This window comes from Candidatus Paracaedibacter symbiosus, from assembly GCF_000757605.1.
GTDB classification, from domain to species: domain Bacteria; phylum Pseudomonadota; class Alphaproteobacteria; order Paracaedibacterales; family Paracaedibacteraceae; genus Paracaedibacter_A; species Paracaedibacter_A symbiosus.
Genome location: NZ_JQAK01000001.1, coordinates 1,077,381 through 1,099,414, shown reverse-complemented (window position 1 = coordinate 1,099,414; position 22,034 = coordinate 1,077,381). Strand labels below are relative to the sequence as shown.

20 protein-coding genes, 1 tRNA gene and 2 pseudogenes are annotated in these 22,034 nt (G+C 42.8%); 12 read left to right on the top strand and 11 right to left on the bottom strand.

The window, feature by feature from the left end:
* The first annotated feature begins 118 nt into the window (after positions 1-118).
* Both IG80_RS0104990 and IG80_RS0104985 read left to right on the top strand, forming a co-directional pair.
* Positions 119-1,576, top strand: coding sequence for a heparinase II/III family protein (locus IG80_RS0104990; protein WP_198027187.1), 1,458 nt, complete (start codon positions 119-121; stop codon positions 1,574-1,576).
* Positions 1,573-2,817 (top strand): glycosyltransferase family 4 protein, encoded by a 1,245-nt coding sequence (locus IG80_RS0104985; RefSeq protein WP_032112813.1) that lies wholly within the window; start codon positions 1,573-1,575, stop codon positions 2,815-2,817. The genes IG80_RS0104990 and IG80_RS0104985 overlap by 4 nt, the downstream gene beginning before the upstream one ends.
* On the opposite strand, the pseudogene IG80_RS13885 reads toward IG80_RS0104985, so the two are convergent.
* Positions 2,804-2,989 (bottom strand): annotated as a pseudogene (locus IG80_RS13885) (integrase core domain-containing protein); the annotation flags it as partial. The gene IG80_RS0104985 and the pseudogene IG80_RS13885 sit on opposite strands and share 14 nt — an antisense overlap.
* 166 nt (positions 2,990-3,155) lie before the next feature.
* Positions 3,156-3,230, bottom strand: a tRNA-Thr gene (locus IG80_RS0104980).
* 479 nt (positions 3,231-3,709) lie between these two features.
* Here IG80_RS0104980 and dcd point away from each other — a divergent pair.
* The 3 genes from dcd to IG80_RS0104965 all read left to right on the top strand — a co-directional run bounded on the left by dcd (position 3,710) and on the right by IG80_RS0104965 (position 6,511).
* Positions 3,710-4,315, top strand: coding sequence for a dCTP deaminase (gene dcd, locus IG80_RS0104975; protein ID WP_084756156.1), 606 nt, complete (start codon positions 3,710-3,712; stop codon positions 4,313-4,315).
* Positions 4,316-4,616: 301 nt separating this feature from the next.
* The gene (gene murA, locus IG80_RS0104970; RefSeq protein ID WP_032112812.1) at positions 4,617-5,879 is read left to right on the top strand and encodes a UDP-N-acetylglucosamine 1-carboxyvinyltransferase; all 1,263 of its coding nucleotides are present in this window, start codon (positions 4,617-4,619) and stop codon (positions 5,877-5,879) included.
* A 173-nt stretch (positions 5,880-6,052) separates the two neighbouring features.
* Entirely contained in the window at positions 6,053-6,511 is a 459-nt protein-coding gene (locus tag IG80_RS0104965) for a DUF2948 family protein (RefSeq protein WP_198027186.1), read from the top strand.
* 169 nt (positions 6,512-6,680) lie between these two features.
* On the opposite strand, the gene IG80_RS0104960 is transcribed toward IG80_RS0104965, so the two are convergent.
* Together IG80_RS0104960 and IG80_RS0104955 are read right to left on the bottom strand one after the other, a co-directional pair.
* On the bottom strand, positions 6,681-7,121 hold the full coding sequence (locus IG80_RS0104960) for a hypothetical protein (protein WP_032112810.1): 441 nt from the start codon (positions 7,119-7,121) through the stop codon (positions 6,681-6,683).
* Positions 7,122-7,178: 57 nt separating this feature from the next.
* Positions 7,179-10,652: an indolepyruvate ferredoxin oxidoreductase family protein gene (locus IG80_RS0104955; protein WP_032112809.1), complete on the bottom strand. Its 3,474-nt coding sequence runs from the start codon at positions 10,650-10,652 to the stop codon at positions 7,179-7,181.
* 261 nt (positions 10,653-10,913) lie between these two features.
* On the opposite strand from IG80_RS0104955, the gene IG80_RS0104950 reads away from it, so the two are divergent.
* From IG80_RS0104950 to IG80_RS0104925, 5 genes are all read left to right on the top strand, one after another.
* Positions 10,914-12,200 carry a DNA-packaging protein gene (locus IG80_RS0104950; RefSeq protein WP_198027185.1) on the top strand — a complete coding sequence of 429 codons (1,287 nt, stop codon included), beginning with the start codon at positions 10,914-10,916 and terminating at the stop codon, positions 12,198-12,200.
* A gap of 531 nt (positions 12,201-12,731) precedes the next feature.
* Entirely contained in the window at positions 12,732-13,241 is a 510-nt protein-coding gene (gene def, locus IG80_RS0104940) for a peptide deformylase (protein ID WP_032112807.1), read from the top strand.
* 12 nt (positions 13,242-13,253) lie between these two features.
* Entirely contained in the window at positions 13,254-14,177 is a 924-nt protein-coding gene (gene fmt / locus IG80_RS0104935) for a methionyl-tRNA formyltransferase (RefSeq protein WP_032112806.1), read from the top strand.
* Positions 14,177-14,917 (top strand): tRNA pseudouridine(38-40) synthase TruA, encoded by a 741-nt coding sequence (gene truA / locus IG80_RS0104930; protein ID WP_032112805.1) that lies wholly within the window; start codon positions 14,177-14,179, stop codon positions 14,915-14,917. Before fmt ends, truA begins: the two co-directional genes overlap by 1 nt.
* A gap of 22 nt (positions 14,918-14,939) precedes the next feature.
* Entirely contained in the window at positions 14,940-15,317 is a 378-nt protein-coding gene (locus tag IG80_RS0104925; RefSeq protein ID WP_032112804.1) for a MazG nucleotide pyrophosphohydrolase domain-containing protein, read from the top strand.
* Positions 15,318-15,325: 8 nt separating this feature from the next.
* Here IG80_RS0104925 and IG80_RS0104920 read toward each other — a convergent pair whose 3' ends face one another.
* From IG80_RS0104920 to IG80_RS0104895, 7 genes and pseudogenes are all read right to left on the bottom strand, one after another.
* Entirely contained in the window at positions 15,326-16,627 is a 1,302-nt protein-coding gene (locus IG80_RS0104920) for an MFS transporter (protein WP_032112803.1), read from the bottom strand.
* A gap of 337 nt (positions 16,628-16,964) precedes the next feature.
* The gene (gene flgH / locus IG80_RS0104915; protein WP_032112802.1) at positions 16,965-17,720 is read right to left on the bottom strand and encodes a flagellar basal body L-ring protein FlgH; all 756 of its coding nucleotides are present in this window, start codon (positions 17,718-17,720) and stop codon (positions 16,965-16,967) included.
* A 2-nt stretch (positions 17,721-17,722) separates the two neighbouring features.
* Positions 17,723-18,658: a flagellar basal body P-ring formation chaperone FlgA gene (gene flgA, locus IG80_RS0104910; protein ID WP_032112801.1), complete on the bottom strand. Its 936-nt coding sequence runs from the start codon at positions 18,656-18,658 to the stop codon at positions 17,723-17,725.
* Complete coding sequence (locus IG80_RS0104905) at positions 18,658-19,461, bottom strand: flagellar hook-basal body protein (protein ID WP_052046050.1); 804 nt, start codon at positions 19,459-19,461, stop codon at positions 18,658-18,660. Before IG80_RS0104905 ends, flgA begins: the two co-directional genes overlap by 1 nt.
* A 27-nt stretch (positions 19,462-19,488) precedes the next feature.
* Complete coding sequence (locus IG80_RS0104900; RefSeq protein ID WP_032112800.1) at positions 19,489-20,316, bottom strand: flagellar hook-basal body complex protein; 828 nt, start codon at positions 20,314-20,316, stop codon at positions 19,489-19,491.
* A pseudogene (locus tag IG80_RS16740) lies at positions 20,313-20,505 on the bottom strand (beta-ketoacyl-ACP synthase II); the annotation flags it as partial. The gene IG80_RS0104900 and the pseudogene IG80_RS16740, both read right to left, overlap by 4 nt.
* On the bottom strand, positions 20,505-20,690 hold the full coding sequence (locus tag IG80_RS0104895) for a hypothetical protein (protein ID WP_032112799.1): 186 nt from the start codon (positions 20,688-20,690) through the stop codon (positions 20,505-20,507). The pseudogene IG80_RS16740 and the gene IG80_RS0104895, both read right to left, overlap by 1 nt.
* A 225-nt stretch (positions 20,691-20,915) precedes the next feature.
* On the opposite strand from IG80_RS0104895, the gene IG80_RS0104890 reads away from it, so the two are divergent.
* A complete protein-coding gene (locus IG80_RS0104890) occupies positions 20,916-21,512 on the top strand; it encodes a hypothetical protein (RefSeq protein WP_032112798.1) in 597 nt (198 codons plus the stop codon).
* Positions 21,513-21,717: 205 nt separating this feature from the next.
* The gene (locus IG80_RS0104885; RefSeq protein WP_032112797.1) at positions 21,718-21,945 is read left to right on the top strand and encodes a hypothetical protein; all 228 of its coding nucleotides are present in this window, start codon (positions 21,718-21,720) and stop codon (positions 21,943-21,945) included.
* Positions 21,946-22,034 lie beyond the last annotated feature (89 nt).

Below are 22,034 nucleotides of genomic sequence, written 5' to 3'. Positions count from 1 at the left end.
TCTCGACAAAGAGGTAAAACTCCTTCGGTGTTCACCCGTCATCTCCTTCATAACCCCTATCCAAAGTGTCGTCACTGTTGCTCCTTTAGTTTTTCGCTTTCTTAATGAAAAAAGGACTTTGACAAGCCGTGCTGATTGGCATACGGCTCATCCTAGCAAACTGTGGCTCTATAATTTACATTATCATTCCTTTTTATTAGAAAATATTCCCTTGGAGGCTAAAGTAGCTATTCTCAACCGATGGATAAAGGAAAACCCACGGCCAAATGGATGTGGGTGGGACCCTTATCCTCTCTCTTTGCGTATTGTTAATTGGGTGAAGTTTTTTATCACTTATCCTTCCTGTATTAATGAAGAACTAATTTATAGCTTCCTTGAACAATGTGAATCCCTTTTTTGTCAAATTGAATATCATCTTTTAGGCAACCATTTATTTGAAAATGCAAAAGCTTTAGTGATTGCTGGATTGGTTCTGCAAGGGGAACGAGCTCAAAAATTTCTAGCAACTGGGATTCAAATTCTTGAGCACGAGCTTGAGGAGCAAATCCAAGCTGATGGAGCACATTTTGAGCGAAGCCCTATGTATCATTGTATTATTCTTGAAGGAGCTCTTGACCTTTATCATATTATTTTGCTCTTCCGCCAAGAGGGCGACAAGAAAATTCTTGCCCTTAAACAGCTTCTCGCTGTCAAAATTCAAACAATGTTATCGGCTTTAGAAGTCCTCACCCATCCCGATGGAGAGATTGCTTTTTTTAATGACTCAACATTGGGAATTGCTCCTCGACCTGTTGATTTAAGAGGATATGCGGCAAAGTTAGGATTTTCCTGTTCCTCTTCCTCGACTATTTTAGAAAATGTGGGCTTTATAAAACTTGAAAATTCTTATTTCTCAATAATCATCGATGGAGGAAATATTGGACCCTCTTATATCCCAGGCCATGCCCATGCGGAAAGTTTATCATTTGAATGTAGTTTTTTAAAAGAACGTCTTTTTGTCAACACCGGCGTGTCTACATATGATACCAATGAGAAAAGATCTTATCAACGATCAACGTCAGCGCATAATTGTGTTTCCTTCAAGGGAGGGCAAAGTACAGCCGAAGTTTGGGCCAGTTTCCGGGTTGCCAAAAGACCTGTAGTTCAGCAAAAAGGGGGGCTCTCTAAAACGAGAATTTCTCTAAATTTAACTAAAATTCCCAAATTACCTAAGAGATTTACCCATAACCGAGAATTTATCCTAAAAAATGACCAAATCCATATACAGGACACATTTTATAAGGCAGCAAAGGTTTTTTCCTCATCAAAAGAGGATAATTTAACCAAAGAAATACATTATCACTTACATCCCAATTGGGAAATTAACGAAGTTTTTGAAGATGGACTTATTGTTACGTCTCTCAAAAGTACAGCCCAAGTTAGAATAAGCTTTTATGCCAATACGGATATCACTTATGAAATAAAAGATTATAATTATGCCGCCGGTTTTAACTATGAAGTCACCAGCAAGAAAATTATTATTTATTGTTCTTCCTTAACCCATTTTTGCCAATCGAGAGTTTATATTAAGCCATGAACATTCTTTTTATTGCCGATAACTTCCCTCCTGAGACTAATGCTGCTGCCTCCCGTGTGTTTGAAAGAGCAAAACATTGGGTAAAGGCAGGCCATCATGTCACTTTTTTAACCAGTGCACCTAATTTCCCCCAGGGAAAAGTATATGCAGGCTACAAGAACCGTTGGTATCAGAAAGAAATAATGGACGGGATGACGGTTATTCGCGTTAAAACATTTATCGTCCCCAATAGTGGCTTTCTTCTAAGAATTATAGATTTTCTTTCTTTCATGGTAATGGCGATTATAGTGGGGATTTTCTTAAGAAAAAAAGAGGTGATTGTAGCGACTTCTCCTCAATTCTTTGCCGGCTACGCTGGGTTAATCCTAGCAAAAATTAAACGTACCCCTTTTGTGCTAGAACTCAGTGATTTGTGGCCTGAGTCCATTAAAGGAGTTTCTCTTTTAGGAGATTCTAAGCTTTATCGACTGCTTGAGAAATTTGAGCTTTTTATGTATCGCAAATCTTGCCAAATTATTACTCAAACTGTTGCTTTTGAAAAAAGTCTGGTGAATCGCGGCATTGATAAAAGCAAAATAACAACAGTTTTAAATGGTGTAGATACATCCTTTTTTAAACCTCAACCTCTTAAAAATAAGTCACTTGTTCAGGAGTTTGGATTAGAAGGGAAGAAGGTGATAGGTTATCTTGGTACCATGGGAATGGCCCATGACCTTACCTATGCTCTAAAGATGGCAAAGCAATTAGAGAATAAGAATATTGTTTTTCTATTTGTAGGAACGGGGGCCAAAAAAGCCCATTTGGAACGGTATACAAAAGAGCATCAGATCTCGAATGTAATATTTATCCCGCCACAGAAAAAAATAGATATCCAGAAGTGGTGGAGTATCTGTGATGTGGCTTTAGTGCATCTTAAAAATGATCCTGCCTTCTCTTCTGTCATTCCGTCCAAAATCTTTGAAGCCATGGCAGTGGCCAAACCGATAGTAGTGGTTGCGCCGGCGGGGGAAGCCTCCAACATTGTGTTAACCAACCAGATTGGGATTCATCTTGGCAATTATGATTTAGGGGAAGATGCAAATGCCTTATTCAATTTGTTAAATAATGTAGAACAATTGCAGTCTTTTTCACTCAATATGGTAAAATTCGCCGCCTCCTACGATAGGGCAATACCGGCTAAACGGTTTATGGAAGTACTAAATAAGGCCCAGGGTAATCCTCCCAAAATTAAAGAGAGTTAAAAGCAGAATTGTCAAAAGCTACACGATGCAGCTTTTGTGTAGGCGTTATTCCGCCTAACGCCATATTAGGCCTTTCGCTATTATAATGCCATAGCCAAGCTGTTGCTTTTTCTAGGACTTCCTCAATGCTGTTGAATATATCTTGATTGAGCCGGTCATACCTGACTGTCCGATATATAGCAATCTATCTAGATTGGTTATACCGCCGAAAGTATCCACTAAAATACCGCACCCACCACCAGTTGTTTTGTTCACTTTTAAAAGGGATTTGGTGGAGACATGGGAAATGCTGGTAAGGATTTTTGGCGAAAAGTTGAGATTTTGGGTGTTTAGATATGTGGTGCCGCTGGAGAGAATCGAACTCTCGACCCCACCCTTACCAAGGGTGTGCTCTACCTCTGAGCCACAGCGGCTAAGTCTTGACGAAAGAACCATGACATAGTTATACTTACCATGATTCAAACCTAGGATTTCTGTTTTCGCATATTTGGGCTTACTTATACCTTAGCGCTCCTTAAAGAGAGCCTACTATTCGCATGATGCCAAGATGAAAGTCGCCCCAATCTGATAGCCATAATTTCCTACGTTTGAATCATAATCAGTCTACATAAAAGGTGCAAGAAAATTTTAAGGCTATACCCAAACAACTTGAAGATCTAGGATGATGATGAGCGATTCAGTAAAAAACAAAATCAGGAAAAACTATTAAAACAAGAAAGAATGGCTAAAGCTTTGCGCGAGAACTTGTTCAAACGGAAAGCCCAGCAGCGTGAACGCCAACTCCAAGAGCCTCGGGTAAATTGTGAGTCTGAACAGCTCAAGAAAAACATAGACGCCGTAGAATAAAAACTGCTATTTTTTCAACATCTCTCAATAATTTGGAAAAAAGAAAATGTCTGGTGTTTTAACTTCCCATAAACAAGTAGACTCTTTAATAACCTCTGGCGGAATTATGCCCGATACCTGGATCCGCGACCAAGCTATCAAAAATGGTATGATTGAACCCTTCGTTGAATGCCAAAAACGAGAAGGTGTCATATCCTACGGTGTCTCATCCTATGGTTATGATGCGCGATGTGCTGATGAATTTAAGATTTTCACCAATGTTGATAGTGCGGTTGTGGATCCTAAAAATTTCTCCTCCAATAGCTTTGTCGATCGCAAAACTGATGTTTGCATCATTCCCCCAAATAGCTTTGTTTTGGCGCGTACAGTAGAATATTTTCGTATTCCTCGCGATGTTCTGGTGATTTGTCTGGGAAAATCAACTTATGCGCGTTGTGGCATTATTGTGAACGTCACCCCGCTTGAGCCTGAATGGGAAGGGCACGTGACCTTGGAATTTTCCAACACCACGCCACTGCCCGCAAAAATTTATGCCAACGAGGGTGTTTGTCAGTTCTTGTTCCTGAAAGGGGCAGGGGATTGCGAAGTTTCTTATAAAGACAGAAGTGGCAAATATATGGGTCAGTCAGGGGTGACATTGCCTCGACTTTAGGATCTGTGAATAGAAATGGAAAGGAGTTCATTTTGGTTGTTTTTCCTCTCCAACTCCCCATGTTTCTGGAAGGATAAAGTGTTCCATCCAAACTTGGCTTCCTTTCGGTTAAAAACATTTCAAAATTATTTTCAGTAGATTTTGTTTACAGACCCTAGATTGCAATTGTCACAAGAGCTTTTGCGATCTATGATTGATTTATGTAAATTTTATAGAGAATCCCAAATAACAATAACTTTTATCCTGATCTCGAATCGGGAAATTATTTTAATTTTTTTATAATATTTTAAAAGAGGAAAACGTGGACAGAATTCGAATTTGTGGGGGTAAAACTCTCAAAGGCCAAATAAAAATAAGTGGTGCCAAAAACTCAAGCCTTCCTCTGATGGCGGCAACACTCTTAACCGATCAAACTGTTGGTTTAGAAAATGTGCCGGCTCTTGCGGATATCACGTCAATGTCTGAATTATTAGTGCAACTTGGCACAATTATTGATTCTGATTTAACTCAAAATAAAATTCAATTTAAAACCCCCACCCTCACGAGTTTTATTGCTCCTTATGATATTGTACGTAAGATGCGCGCATCGATCTTAGTATTAGGGCCACTGTTGGCTCGTTATGGTCAGGCAAAAGTCTCGCTTCCGGGTGGATGCGCCATTGGGACGCGTCCCGTTGATGTTCACCTCAATGGTCTGCGCGATTTAGGGGCCGAGATTGATCTTTGTGAGGGGTATATCATCGCTAAAGCGCCCAAAGGGTTGGTTGGAACAGATGTGACCATGCCGTTGGTTTCAGTGACAGCGACTGAAAATTTATTGATGGCAGCAACGTTAGCTAAGGGGCAAACTCGTCTTATCAATGCGGCGCGCGAGCCAGAAATTACAGATTTGGCCAATTGCTTAATCTCCATGGGAGCCAAAATTGAAGGCGCTGGGACTGATACAATTACCATTCAAGGGGTTCCTGCTCTGCATGGGACGACCTATAGTGTTGTTCCTGATCGCATTGAGACAGGTACTTTTGCCATTGCTGCAGCTATTACGGGGGGTGATATCATTTTGAAAGACACATCCCTTGAATTGATTCCAAGTTTCTCCTCACATCTCCAAAAAGCCGGAACAATTTTAGAACAAGTTGGCTCAGACCTTCATGTGCGCGCGCCAAATGGGGTGCATGGTGTTGATGTTATGACAGAGCCATTTCCTGGTTTTGCCACGGACCTTCAGGCGCAAATGATGGCGCTGATGACTGTATGCCAAGGAGCGTCGATGATCACAGAAACGATCTTTGAAAACCGTTTCATGCACGTGCCAGAATTATGCCGCATGGGGGCTAATATTACAGTTCACGGCTCTTCAGCATTGATTCGTGGTGTTTCAACCTTGCGTGGTGCGCCGGTGATGGCAACGGACTTGCGAGCATCGGTCTCATTGGTGTTAGCAGGCCTTGCGGCGGAAGGTGAAACAATTATTAGCCGTGTTTACCATCTTGATCGGGGATATGAGCGGATTGAAGAAAAGTTAAATGCGTGTGGAGCAAGTATTGAACGGCTAGCCGATTAACACCCCTTATACTTTTAAAGATCGCCACGGTAAAGGTGAGATTTTTGAAGATTGTGAGGAAATTTGTCAGGCAATGAAGGGCCGATTTCTTTAGATATTTTGGTAGACACCTTGAAAGTGTATTAATTGATACCTATTGTTATAATATAGAGGATGTTATGGATACAAAGGACATGAAACAGTTAAAATTGATTGCAAAAGATCTGGAAGATTTGCAGATTTTAGCAACGCATTTACAAGACTCAATCGTGCCTTTAATGTCTATGGTCTACGATCGTGAGACGAAAACTTTTCGGGCGGTTGCCAATCGCTTTTGCTGGGAGCATGGAGAACTAGAGCATGAGGGAGAGCCTTTATACCATCGGGTCCACAGTGGTTTTGAAATCCACCATGTAACGCGAGTGCAACATAAAGGGTTAGATCGCAATAATGAAAATCGTGCCTATAATCTCTTGACCATTCATGGCGATGGAGAAGGCACACTTCACCTTGTTTTTTCTGGCGGCCCTGAAGTGCGATTAGAAATCGATGAATTGCATATGCATTTAGGTGACTTGGAGCATCCTTGGCCAACGCGTATTAAGCCAAAGCATATTCACGATCATTTAGACGAGATGAAAGGTAGAGTCTAGCAGTAGGCTCTGCGGACCTTTCGTTAAGGGGGTGGTCGTTTTTGCGTGGAAATTTCCCCCAGTTCTTAAAGTAGCTAAACTCTCGAGGCCCCCGATAGGGGGCAACAAAGTGGCTGCTTTCTTAGCCATATTTCAGTTAAATTAAAGATTGCTGATTAATGTTTTATTATTAAAACTTCCAGCTTAATCTGGCCATGAAAGACGCAGAATTCCATTTTATATTATTGGCTTTTTGAGTGGCTGTATATCCATTTGCTAGGTATGTTTCTGTCTGGCCATCTTTAAGGGGTAGTATTTTTTCTTCCACTCCAGCAAACAAGCTTAGGCCTGCTTTCACCCCATAGTTAAAACGTACCTTTCCACTATATCCTATCCCATTTTTAGAGTTTTTGAAGCTGACAGGATGGGCAAGATCAGGTCTCAACATCCAGTTGGCTTTTCCTTCGTAGCGGATGAAGTGTATTTTTGCCAATCCCGAAATGATTAGCTGATTGGATAAATGATAGATTACTTGCCCTCCGCACCAGGCTCCATAAGTTTGAACTTTATAAGTTTTACCTAGACCATTCTTAAAGCTCCCCACGGGAGGTGACAAAGCATCTGTTAGCAAGAATGTTCAGCTAAAAATGCTTCAAAACCATTCCGTCTCAAATCCTCTTCACAAAATCTAAGCATGATAAATATTGAGTAGTTTTTCCACTTTTTGCATTACTTCTTGATGATTCTTCAACTTCACATGACCAAAACCGCGAATATGTTGGAAGCTTTCACTGATTTCTGTCGCAATATCAATATTATCAGCTGATAACTTGGGTAACACAGTGTGTAGCATTTCTTCAAAATACTGAATAAGGTGTCTTTCCATTTTACGCTCTGCTGTGTATCCAAAAATATCTAATTTGGTGCCACGTAGATTTTTAAATTTGGCAAGGAACTTGAAGGCACTCAAAATCCATGGGCCAAAGGTCATTTTCTGCAGCTCACCCGTTTTGGGGTCATGGCGTGCGAGCAAAGGTGGCGCGAGGTGGAATTGCAGTTTGACTTTGCCTGTAAACTCTTCTTTCAGTCGTCTTGTGAAATTGCCATCGGTGTAAAGACGCGCCACTTCATACTCATCCTTATAGGCCATGAGACGGAAGAGGCTTTGTGCGGTTGCTTTGCTGAATTGCTCAGAGCTAAAGTTTGATTCTTTTTCTCTAACTTTTTGCATCAAATTCGCATAACGTGCCCCATAAGCAGCATCTTGATAGGCAGTCAAAAACTGGATCCGACGTTGAATTGTGTCAGTGAGTGACTCACTAACAACATGATCGGCGTCAATAGGTTTGGATTGAGCGGCAAATTTCTTGACCGTTTCAGGGGCAACTGCGGCGAGTCTACCCCAATTGAAAGCAGTAATATTATCCTTAATGGCAACCCCATTGAGGTGGATCGATTGTTTCATCGCTTCTGCTGAGACTGGGAGTAACCCTTTTTGTAAAGCATAACCCACAAGAAACAAGTTGGTCATCAGCGAATCACTCATCAAGTTAGTAGCAAGATTGGAAGCTTCTATAAATTCAACCAAATTGTTGGCGCCTACACTTTCCGCCCCAGCTTTTTGTAAAATATCCACCTTCATGGCATTGGCCGGGAAGACATAATCAGGATTGCGTGTGAAATGGCCAGTGATGGATTTGTGATCATTGATCAAAAGGTTAGTATGGCCAGGACGCACTTTACTTAAAGCCTCCGCCCCTGCTGTCACCACAAGGTCAAACCCAAGGATGAGATCAGCACTGGTATCACTTACACGGGTGGCATGGATTTGCTTTGGTTTTTGGGCAAGGAGTAAATGGCTGACCACAGCCCCCCCTTTTTGGGCAAGCCCTGCCATATCAACAATAGAACATCCTTTGCCTTCAAGATGAGCCGCCATTCCAATCAAGGCGCCCACCGTGATGACACCTGTGCCCCCAACTCCCGTGATGAAAACACTGTATGGCCTATTTAACAAGATACTCGTTTTCGGGTCCGGAAGCTGTTCAAACAATTCTTCTGGGGTAGCTGTGGCCTCTGGTCGTCTGATTTTACCGTCAATAACGGAGACAAAGCTGGGGCAGAATCCTTTTACACAAGAATAGTCTTTGTTACAGGAAGATTGATCAATCGCCCGTTTGCGACCCCATTCGGTTTCGATAGGAACAACAGAAAGACAGTTAGACTTTTTACCACAATCACCACAGCCTTCACAAACAGACTCATTAATGAAGATGCGACGGTTCGGGTCTTCCATCAAGCCTCGCTTGCGGCGACGACGTTTTTCAGCGGCACAGGTTTGATCATAGATAAGAACGGAAGCGCCCGACCAATTTTTTAAATCTTCCTGCACAGAGGGAAGATTATCACGATGATGGAAGGTTGTCCCCGAGGCAAAATCTGCGCTTCTTGAGTATTTTTTAAGATCATCACTGACAACGGCAATACGACGCACCCCTTCGGCCTGAACCTGGCGCGTAATATCCGCAACGGTTAACGGTCCGTCTACAGGTTGTCCCCCCGTCATTGCTACGGCATCATTATATAAAAGTTTATAGGTGATATTGACCTTTGCCGCCACCGCTGCGCGAATAGCGAGAATACCTGAGTGATAGTAAGTGCCATCACCAAGGTTGGCAAAGATATGCTTTTCGGAAGTAAAGGGAGCTGCTCCAATCCAAGGAACGCCTTCACCACCCATGTGGGTAAAGGTTTGGGTACGGTGATCAATCCACGTAGCCATGTAGTGACAGCCAATTCCTGCCAGAGCCCGGCTTCCTTCAGGAAGCTGTGTTGTGGAGGTATTATGGGGACAACCAGAGCAGTAATAAGGCAAACGAATCAATTTTGCTTCAAAATTTTCTTGGGTCTTTTGCGCCTCAAGTACCGCATCAAACTTGGCTCTGTATGGCTCAAAGCCTGCTTTGCTATAAAGGCGTTGGGCAAGGGCTGCTGCGATTTTTTGGCAATTAAGCTCATAGGTTGAGGGTAGCAATAACTCCCCGGTCTCCGTTGTTTTGCCAATGATATTTGGGCGCTTTGATGCGGGCAAATGATAAAGCATTTGTTTGAGTTGGGATTCAATCAAGGGTCGCTTTTCTTCAACGACGATGATCTCTTCTAATCCTTCACAGAATTCAAGGATACCTCGTGGCTCTAGTGGCCAGCTGACAACCACTTTAAAGAGGGTGAGGCCTAGCTTGGCTGCTTCTTGTCCATCAATACCAAAGTCGTCAAGGGCCTGACGTAATTCCAAATAGCCTTTGCCGACAGCAATTAGACCAATACGAGCTGGCTTGGATTGCCAAAGTGGTTGATTGAGATTGTTGGCTTTGACAAAGGCAGGGACTGCTTTCAGTTTAAATTCATGAATACGGCGCTCCTGTTCAATGGGTGAATCTGGCCAGCGTAGATTTAATCCTTCTGCTGGGATAATAAAATCCTCGGGTAATTTTACTTGATAGCGGCTAAGATCGATCGCAACCGACGCCGCAGTGTCAACGGTATCGGAGAGCATCTTAAAACCAACCCAGAGCCCTGAAAAACGCGACAATGCCCATCCATAAATACCAAGATCAATGACATCTTGAATCGTCGCGGGGTGGATGACAGGAATAAAAGCATCCATAAAAGCATAGTCGCTTTGATGCGGGATGGTTGAAGATTTGCAAGCATGATCATCCCCAGCCAGGGCCAAGACACCACCAAAACGGCTGCTCCCAGCAAAGTTTGCATGTTTTAAAACGTCGCCTGTGCGGTCAACTCCCGGACCTTTACCATACCACATACCAAAAACGCCATCAACTTGATGACCTGGCGATAAATGCAGCTGTTGGCTGCCCCAAACAGCGGTAGCGCCTAAGTCTTCATTGATACCCGGTTGAAATTTAACATTATGGGCATCAAGATATTTACTGGCTTTCCACAAGGCTTGATCAAACCCTCCCAAAGGCGATCCACGGTAACCTGAAATAAAGCCACCAGTGTTGAGACCCTGGAGGATATCAAGGCGTCTCTGGACGAGCGGTAAGCGAACCAGTGCCTGGGTCCCTGTGATAAAAACATGTCCTGAATCAAGTGTATATTTATCGTCGAGTGTGACGGGACGCAGCAATGAAGACATGTTACCTTCGTGACTTTAAATCTTAAGTTAGGCAAATCTTACACTGAAAGCAGAATAGATACAATTGTTAGCTAATTTAATGTAAAATTATCTATAAAAAAGGATGGCGACTAAAAAACTGTTTTTGTCTCATCCTAGGTGCATGTCCAATCTAGTATAGATTGGCTATACCCAAACAACCTGAGGAGCCGGAATTATGGCAAGATGACAAATCCATCTAATTTTTGATATACTCCTGTCTCTAAAGTGAAGGAGGGGACATTGACAAAGCAACGCTTAATCCAATTATTAATCCATGAAAAGCGCGAACGGCTTTTGCTGCAGCAAAAGTATAATTGGTTGCGGCAAGCCCGGCCATCGCAATTGCCGCCCGAAGGGGATTGGCGGACATGGCTTATCTTAGCAGGACGGGGGTTTGGCAAAACCAGAACGGGTGCCGAGACGATTCGTCATTGGGTGCATCAAGGCCGTTATAAAAGAATTGCTTTAGTTGGCGCAAGCATTCAAGAAGTGCAAAAGGTAATGGTGGAGGGGGAAAGTGGCTTATTGGCAGTTCACCCCAAGTCTGAGGCCCCTACTTTTTACGCCTCAAAAAGACGCCTTGTTTGGCCTAATGGGGCAGTGGCTTTACTTTATGGGGCTGAGTATTATGAACAATTGCGCGGACCACAATTTGATTTTGCTTGGATCGATGAGTTTGCCAAGTTTCGTAACGCTGAACAATTGTGGCATCAATTACAGTTGTGTTTACGATTGGGGGCAAATCCACGCTGCTTAATTACCACAACCCCTCGACCCACCCCAATCTTACGGCAATTATTGGCCTCATCTGATGTGTGTCTTACCAAAGGTTCTACCTTTGACAATGAAGCAAACCTAGCACCTGCCTATATAGAACAAATTAAAAAGCAATTTTTAGAGACAACTCTGGGGGCCCAAGAACTTTATGCGGAGATGTTAACGGAAGAAGCAGGCGCCTTATGGGGTCGCACCACAATTCGTTATCAGGAACCACCTTTAACAGAGGCGCAGGACCTCAAGCTGGAGCGAATCGTTATTGCCATTGATCCGGCCACTACCCACCATCAAGATAGTGACGAGACAGGTATTGTGGTTGCTGGTATTGATCAGGAGAAAAAAGTTTATATTCTTGAAGATTTGAGCGGTAAATACAGCCCGAATGACTGGGGACAGCGAGTGGCTGAAGCCTATTGGCGCCATAAAGCTGACCGCGTAGTGGCGGAAGTGAATAAAGGAGGAGATTTGGTAGAACAAGTGGTGAGATCTGTTGATGCGGCGATTTCCTATAAGTCGGTTCGGGCCACACGGGGCAAATATACTCGGGCGGAACCCATCGCGGCACTTTATGAACAGGGACGTGTCTTCCATGCCCGTCCTTTTTCTAAGCTTGAAACACAAATGTGCAGCTTTATTCCTGGACAAAGCAGTAAATCGCCTGACCGAATGGATGCAATGGTTTGGGCAGTGACAGAGTTGCTGCTCCAGAATGAGGCAACTCCAGTACTCAAAGTGTGGTCGGCACTGTGACGTTATTTTTATCTAGTCTTTTAGAGGAAATATCTGATATAAGTATAAAAATATTTCAATAATGACATTAAAAATGAAATAATTCATACCATTTATTTCCATTATGTTGTCAGATATTTCAACATTGGCCCATTCTAAGACGCAGCCACCAATACTAGATTGTTTGTTAAGAGAAGCAGGAAAGCTCGGAACCATAATCCATCACTTCTCCCGCATCAATTTCACAAAAAAACAGGTCACTCTAAATTAGGCGTTAAAGAAATTTTTCACAAATTCAAGGCTGGCGAACTTTTTAATGCTAAAAAATAGCCAGGGTGACTAAACGAGGGGATTGGTAATGATATACATTTCCACCACCTCCTTTCTTTCTAGAAAATAAGGTCAGACAATGATTTTCCAACAAAACGAAAATCATTGAAAATAATATAATTATGATTATTTTAAGAGTATAATATTTAGTATCTGTCACTTAGATTCGGTTGGCAGCATCTAATAAAACAACATTTATATTACTATTTGAGATAGAAACAAATGAGTCTGCTCACAGTATTAACAGCACCTGATCCCAGACTGAAACAAGTCGCAGCACCCGTGACCGCGGTCACGGACGAAATCCGTCAACTGATGAATGATATGCTTGAAACCATGTATGCTAATGATGGGATGGGATTGGCGGCAACGCAAGTAGGTGTTCTAAAGCGTGTGGTTGTGATGGATATGAATGCGGGGGAAGAAGGGCTTCCCACGAATCCTATTAAAATGGCAAATCCAGAGATCTTGTGGCGCTCTGAGGACACCTCCGCACTCATGGAAGGCTGTCTATCAGTTCCGGGCCAACGCGGTGAAGTTGTCCGTGCTGTTTCACTGAAGTTGAGGTATTTGGACGAAAATAATACCCTTCAAGAAATTGATGCGGATGGGATTTTGGCAACCTGTATTCAACATGAAATTGATCACTTGGATGGAATTTTATATATTGATCATTTATCGCGCCTTAAACGGGAAATAATCCTAAAAAAACTACAAAAACTCAAAAGATAAAGTCGAGAAAGAATGTCCCGTTTACGTGTTGTTTTTATGGCGACGCCACAATTTTCGGTGGCGACCTTGGAAAAGCTGGTTGAGGCCGACTATGATGTGGTCGCGGTCTATTGCCAACCTCCCCGCCCGAGTGGGAGAGGGCACAAGCTTATTGCCTCCCCCGTACACCAAAAAGCGACAAGTCTTGGAATTCCGGTTTTTACACCTAAATCGTTACGCAATGAAATTGCCCAAGCAGAATTTAAAGCGTTAAATGCGGATATCGCTGTGGTGGTTGCTTATGGCTTAATCTTACCAAAAGCGATATTGGAGACGCCAAAGTTTGGATGTCTGAATATCCATGCTTCTTTGTTACCGCGTTGGCGCGGTGCTGCCCCCATGCAGCGGGCGATTATGGCAGGCGACACCGAAACAGGGATCACTATTATGCAAATGGATGAAGGTTTGGATACGGGACCAATGTTGGTAAAAGAAAGTCTTCCCATCACATCCACAACAACTGCTTCTAATCTCCATGACGCGATGAGTTTGCTGGGCGCAGAATTACTTTTAAAAACTCTTGACCCTTATATTATGGGCATGGTGAAACCGACCATCCAGCCCGAGACCGGTATCACCTACGCGGATAAGCTTTCTAAGCTTGAGAGTTGTCTGAATTGGGCTGAGTCAGCACAAGTGCTTGATCGGCGGGTTCGGGCGCTGAACCCTTGGCCCGGGGTTTATTTTGAGCATAATGGCACACTAATTAAAGTCAGCAAGATTGAGCTTATTGCCAACGCGAGCGGAACGCCGGGCGAAGTAATCGATAACCAGCTCACGATTGCGTGTGGTGAAGGTGCTATTCGGTTACTGCAAGTACAGCGTCCTGGGGGAAAATGGCTAAGCCCAGCCGAATTTCTAAATGGTTATGATTTACCACCAGGAACGAAACTCTGATGTATCGATATAAACTTACCATTGAGTACGATGGTCGGTTTTTTTGTGGGTGGCAGCGACAAAAAAACATTCTTTCAGTGCAAGAGGCAATTGAAACAGCTGTGAGATCCTTTTCAGGTCAACAAGACGTATTGGTGTATGGATCAGGGCGTACGGATGCTGGTGTGCATGCATTAGGGCAGGTGGCGCACGTCGATTTGGAAAAAGAATTTGCACCTTATAGGGTGATGGATGCTTTAAACTTTTATCTCCGGGCTTACGCTGTCACCATTTTGGCGGTCGACCAAATGCCAACCGACTTTCATGCGCGGTTCTCCGCCAAGTCACGCAGTTATGTCTATCGAATTATTAATCGTCGAGGCCCCCTTGCTATTGAAACAGGGCGTGCGTGGCATGTGATCAAGCCCCTTGATACGGCGAGCATGCAAGAAGCAGCGCAATTATTAGTGGGTCTTCACGATTTTAATTCCTTTCGGGCTATTCGTTGTCAGGCGGCATCTTCTCTACGAATGGTTGATTCCTTTACCGTCACTAAACACAATGAAACAGTGCAATTAGAGGTGCAAAGCCGATCTTTTTTGCATAATCAAGTGCGAATTATGGTGGGTAGCCTCGTCCTTATTGGTGAAGGGAAGTGGACTTTGGAAGATTTAAGTAGAGCTTTGGCTCTGGCAGACAGACGGGAAGCAGGTCCAACAGCACCCCCTGACGGATTGTATTTTTCTAAGATAATTTATTAAATTCCTGCGAGATTTATTCAACATGACCCATATCATCAAAAAATTAGTTGAGCTAGAGCTTGAGGGCAAAGATTTTGGCTTTTATTGGCAGAATACAGAAATGATATTTGATCAGGTCATTAGCGAATGTAATGAAATCCGTGAAGCTATTGTTCATAAAGAAGGGGCAGCCCGTCTGCAGGAAGAGGTTGGGGATTTATTGCATGCAGCCTTTTCTCTATGTGTTTTCTTGAAGTTTGATGTCGAAGAAACCCTGACTCAAGCAACCAACAAGTTTGAAAAACGCTTTTCAACCCTGAAACAAATTGCCCAGGAAGAAGGGTACGCCCATTTAAGGGATGAAACTAATGAAACCTTGATGCAGTTGTGGAATTTGGTAAAACAGCGGGAAGGGACGTGAAGTCCACGTTATTCAATATCACTTAAAAGGACTGCGCCCTTTTCAGCTTCAGTGAGGTTAGATTCGTGATGGGTTTCTTTGATAAACCACGCGACTAATACAGAAAGCGCAATGGAAATGGGGATAATGCTCAAAGCAAAACGATAGTCCCACTGAGAATAAACATCCACCTCCCCAAAAAAGCCATCGTTGGCATTATAGTCAAGCATTTTACCAATTAAGGGATGGAATACTGCCCCATTGGCCATGGTAATTGTGTTGATAAAACCAACCGCAACACCACTGGAAGTCTTGGGCATAATTTCACAAATAGAAGCAAAGGACAGTGACTTAGCCGTATAGGCAAAGCCTGCAATAAAGAACAAAAGGTACATGGCAAATAACGGGACATTTGGGGCGAGTATAATTATTGCATTGACGGTCAATGCTAGAATGGCACCAATCATCATTGGTTGGCTACGCTTTTTGATTTTATCAGAATAAAGTGAGAAAAGCGGGCTACCAACAGCAGCACCGACAAACATGGTTGTAATCACAGTAGCTGCTGTTTGTTCTGAAATATCATAGACAGAAAGAATATAAGGAACACCCCAAGCCACACCCATAAGGGTGATGGGAACATACATTAACATACCGTACGTCGAGATTAACCAGGCTTGTGGGTTGCTCAAAACCTCTTTGAGGCCGGCCAAAATACTGGTGGAAGGCTCGTAAACAATCGGGTCTTTGTGGCGACCAATGACCATATAAAGGGCGCCGCCAATCACAAGACCCATTATACCAAGTAGGTGCATTGTTGTTTGCCAACCAATCGCATCGGTGAGAGCACTTAAAGGGGATCCTCCCAAGGCAGCTCCAAGCGTGCCAAATACCAAAATAACAGCAATGACGCGGGCAACGTGGCCCGGCGGAAACCAAATGGTGCCAAGTTTAACAGCTCCTAAAAAGCCGCAAGCCGAGCCGAGGCCCATCAAGAGTTGGGCAAAAGAGGCCACATAAAATGATTTAGTACTGGCGAACACAAAACAAGAGAGAGCACAAATAAAAGTGGCAAGGGTTATTAATTTGCCGGTCCCAAAACGATCAAGGGCGATGCCTAAGGGAAGCTGCACAGCAGCATAAGACCAGGAATAAAAAGCGATCATCGTGCCAAACATAGAGGCATCCATCATCAAATCTTTGACGAGCTCATCATGCATGACGTTGGGCGAAACTCTTAAGATAAACTGATAGCAATAAAAGAGTGCGCCGCAGATAACGACCAACCACCCACGTGGTATTCCTAAAATTTTTTGGCGGTAATGATCCATCCACATTCCTAATATATAATCGTCGCCATAGAAGCTACAGTTATTGTTCTATTCTTCTCTGGCTGTCACCCTTGGCCTTGACCCGAGGGTCTATGTATTAACATCTTGGTGCTCTAGGGGTCAAGATTGCATAAGGCTTTTTCGCAAAAGCCGACTCACTCTAGTCTAAGGAGGACACCTGAGGATGAGGTTATTTGCAAAAATATTCACCAACATGGCGAATTTTTCTTGGTAGGTCAAGTTTTTCATCTATAAAAATTTTATTTCGTGAAAACTTTGAATTAAATTATCATTCATTCAAAGTTTTATTTCCTTGAATTTTATTATAACTTTTTTGCTACCATGGCAAAATCCTATTTAAAGTTTGTTGGCCCCAAGGAACGGAGCTGACATCACTAACATCCCCTCTGCCCCCATAAGCGATCCGAGCTTCAGAGATTTTTTCGTAAGGAACGGTGTTATTAGAGGCAATATCTTCCCGACGAATGATTCCTCTTACCTCAACAATACGAAGTTCCGTTTCAAATAAGATCTCCTGACGACCTTGAATAACTAAATTGCCATTGGGCAGAACTTGGATAATGGTGGCCCCAATTTTGAGCTCCAGTATATCTTTGCGGTCCAAAAGTCCCCGACCTGTATCTTGAGAGTTAGAACCCGTATTGGTAAGGTTGGCTGGATTAACAGCTTTGGGGAAAATGGCTGAAAACTTTGATTCAAAGCCCAGGAAGTTGGTGACATTACTAACGTGGGAAGCGTTGCGATTATAAGTATTGTTGGAATCGATCTTGCTTTTATCATTTAAATCGACAAGGACAGTAATCACATCACCAACTCGGTTGGCACGTTGGTCTTTGAAAAAAGCGCGAGAACCAGTTTGCCATAATGAATTAACATTTGTTAGTTCTGGTTCTGGATAAGGCATGGGCATGGAGACAGGACGGTAGCCATCCATTAGTGTTGGGTTCTGAGTCTGACTCATGTCTGGCGGATCACCTACATTGGTCATCCGGGCAACCAAGCTGCCGCTACATCCAGAGAGCGCACAGCCTGAGAGAATCATTGTCAGAATAGGTAGAGTGGTTTTTTTCATGGTTATTCTATCACCTGTATTTCAGCTTGTCCTTTATCCTTAACCCGCGCTTGGATCTGCTTTTTTGAGTTAAGCATCAGAATATTAATAAGATCCCCTTTAGCTCCCTCTTGAAGTGCTTCGCCAGTACTCGATAGGCTGATTCCCTCATCCCGGTAAACAATCATCACTGTATCTTTTTTCTTGATGAGCACTGGGGATTTTAGATCGCTTGTTCTAATCAGAATTCCTGGTTTAATGGGTTGATTTCTGGGGGTTTTACCCACCAAATCGTCTTTACGTTGAACAATACCTTGGCCTACTTTGGCCAGGGGCATTTTTTGCCAGGTAATATTTGCCTCGGTAATTTCTTCTTCGGGTTGAATTATGCATGAAACAACTGGGATCTCTAATATCAGTTGCAGCGAACCGCGAATCTGGATATCCGGATGGACTCCTTGACCAGAGGTGGTGTTCAAAAGCCCATGGAAATGGTATGTTCCTGGTTCAAAGCTTAAATTACGAATCTGAAGTGTATCTTCAGTGTTTTCTTTGGACAGATTGATATTTTGAGTCGAAAGATTAATTTCATACTCATTGGAAATCTGCATAATTTTGTCAACTTCAGTTTTCAAAGCTTCTTGGATAGTCTCCATAGAAAAGGAAGGCTGAGACGCTGGGGGGGAGTTAGGCACGGCGTGCTCAATAGCACGAGCATCACCTTCGACATTTTCCCCCATTTCATCATCTAAATTTGACTCCGCCATAGCCAGGCGGGAAAACAACAAAAAACCGATAAAAAGTTTATCTATACTCAAAACATCTGAAAAAAGGGAATTATGGCCAGCAGATTTGAGGCAACTTCTGTTTTGGCGCGACACGACTAGCTGGCCTCTCTTTAAGGAGCTCAAAGATGTCCAGCTAAAAACCGATTTCTTCAGGTCTTTTGAGTATAACATTAAGCGATCCTTTGGTTAGCCGCGCGCATCATTTCGTCACCGGTGGAGACCACCTTCGTCAAAGATTCATAGCCTTGCTGGATTTGCACCAAATGGATAATTTCGTCAACGGCATTGACGTTAGATGTTTCGCGGTAAAATTGTTTAATAGTTCCCTTATTGTTAGTGCCAGGATTTTCAATGCTAGGGCTTCCTGAGGCAGGAGTTTCCATAAGCATTGAATCTCCAATGGCTTTTAAACCGCTGGGATTGACGAAGGTGGCCAGCTGAATTTGTCCTAATGTTTGAAAGGCGTTGGTACTACCTGGCATAGCCACTTGTACCAAACCATCGGGGGCAACCATGAACTCAAGAGCTGTTGGTGGCACGTTGATTGCGGGGTCAAGGGGATATCCTTCTAAAGTCGACAGATTCCCACTTTGCCCATCAACCTTGAAAGAAGCAACTCTTGTATAAGCGCTATCCCCATTAGGAAGCTTAATCTTGTAATATCCATCGCCGCTAATGGCAAGATCAAAAGGTTCATTTGTTTCTTTATAATCACCATGTTGCAAAGAACGACTTATGCCCGCAACACGGACCCCTAATCCCATCTGTAATCCGACTTCGTTGACGGTACTGCTATTGGAGGTCGCAGCTCCTGGCGATTGCTCCACATAAGGCAGGTCCTTGGCAATCACAGTTAATTTCTGAAATGCGTCAGCGCCTGCGTTAGACAGATTCTGGGCAACCACAGAGATTGATGTTTCTTGCAAAGTTAATCCTGTTTTTGCAATGTTTAAAGCGTTGTATATCGATGACATTATTTATCCTCAATTTTAATAAAATTATTACACATTATTAGTTGACGAAGTGTTAATAGCTTTACTTTGACGTTTGGCATCATCTTCTAAAATTTTCTGGGCGTTTTCGAAGTTTCTTGCCATTTCCACGAGTTTTAAAGCTTCGTTAATGGGATTGACGTTGGAGGCTTCGGCAAATCCCTGCCAAATAGAGGGAGTGTCAACAGGCTTTCCTTTAACATCAGTTGTAAAATAGCCATTACCAATGAAGGTAAGTCTTGATTTGTCCTCAAAATTTGTCAAACCAATTTTAGCAATGACCTTTTCGTCCACCGAAATTGTTCCATCTTCCGCAAATTCGATATCTTTGGCTGTGGCTGGAATGAGGATTTCACTGCCACCATCTCCTAAAAGCGTATCTCCCAGGTTATTAACGAGGGCACCTCTACTATTTAGGGACAATTGTCCATCGCGAGAATAAACTGTGGATTTATCTTGGGTTCGGAAGGTCAAGAAACCAGCTCCTGAGATGCCTAAATCAAATTTATTCCCTGTTTCTTCCAGCGAGCCTTGGGAAAAATCGATAGAGGAGCGCGTGTTGGCATAAGAAACAGTATCTTTGCCCGGGGTCGTATAGTCGACTGACTTTGTTTGAGTGATAAATCTTTTGAATCCTTTGGTTTTGCTATTGGACATATTGTCGGCGACGCCTGACAATTGTGGCCATAAAGACTCTTGCATCGAAAGCATAACTGTGCCGGCGCGGTGGACGGGGGCGTTAGGAATAGTTGACATAGTGACCTTTAAACCAAATAAAAACTCTGCTTTATTGAGAAGCAAGAAGCGTGCCAAGTTGGTACAACTTATGTTTTTCATTGATGAAGCCACCGCTTAAAAATAAGCGAGGCATTCACGCCACCAAATCCATTGGAAAGAGCGAATTTAATGGATTTTTTCCGAGCCTGGGGTCCAATAATACCTAGACCTGTTGCAAGCGGGATCCGGATGGGTAAAATTGAGGGTAGGCGGCAATATTTCATCGTGAAGGGCAAGGAGTGTAAAGATTATCGGGAGTTTTCGATAAACTGTGATTGGTCATGTTTTTTGGGATTACTCAACAGTTTAAGACCTTGGATTGGATCATCCAATAAAATAGTCCGGGCTACTTCAACCAATGCTTGCCTATCTTTTCCTTCATTGCCATAGTAGTACTCAAAGCCATGGGCATGTAATTTATCCGCAATTCGCATTTCAATAAAAGGGGTGTCTTTGCCAATTTTGATCCATTAAGGATACTCTGCGCCAAAAGATTCTTGTCCTGTAGGGCTTTCAAATTTTCTGGTTGTGATGGTGGCAAAATAATGTCCCTCCCATATCCTAATTATATCTAACAAAAATTAAATCTTTTTTAAAATCTATGTTCAATAATCAATCTTGTTGTAGATGAAACTTACTTTAAAATAAGGATGCTCGCGATGAATTCCTTGATACGACCTTGGGGTATTGTTGTTTTTCTATGGGGCACAAGTATAGAGGCGGCTGATTATGAGGTAGTGAAAGAAGAACGAGATTACTACCAAGGAGTGGCGACAAGGGGATTGACTGCGTACTTTAATAATCATAAGCATGACTGGAAAGATTTTATTGATATTTCCTACGGCCATTGGGGCGATTCCAGGAAAAGCTTAACAGATAAATTCGAGTCTATCTTCGGTGAAGAAGGAAAATTTACTCGATTCTATAATTTTTCCCTTTCAGGGAGTGAAGCGAACTTCTCGCAATCAGTCAAAGAGAATGTGCTTCAGTATAAAAAAGCCTATGTTAAGTGCCAATGCGAGGCGTTAATCAGCCATTACCTAGCCCACTCAAGGGATAGTGCTTGGACTTGGGTTCGTCTTCCTTACGAGATAGATGTGCTGGCAAAATTAGAAACATATGCCGTAGAACACGGGATTCCATTGGATCATTATTATCATCAAAATTTAGGGTATAAGATCACTGATTTTGATGCGGTGGAACAAATGAATGACAAGTTGGTTGCTAAATTAATGGAGGAAAAAAACGCGAAATAGAGACACAACTCGCTTTCGTAGCAAAAGCTGACCAAGAACGGTTGAAGAATATTCCGGCTCCGCCTCCCATTCCCTCAAGTTTCAAATTCCTAAAAAATTCGATTCGTGAGGGGTTGTCAAAACAGCGTCTTCTTTCTGTTGACGCTTCTCAAGGAGCGGGGCCTACCTCAGTGGAAGAAAAAAACCAAAAGATATTGTCGATCGTATGCGAAATAAGGGGGCAAAACCAACTCTTTCTACGGATCAGTTAAAAGAAATATTGGAAAGGCGAAGTAAATTAAAACATGTTAAAAGAGACCAAGTTGTCCATGACCTTCCTGGCAATGCCTTAGCAAAAATTGTAGAGGAGGCAATGGAAAAGCGTCGTTCCCATATTAGTGGTTATAAGAGAGGAGATACCCCTGAGGCGGATAGCGATTCTGAGTTTGAATAGGGATGTAAAAAAGCTATAGCCCTCGTTAAAAAATGAACAACTTCAAAAAAACACTCTGGTTTTTTGAAAAAATTCAGTACAATCAATGT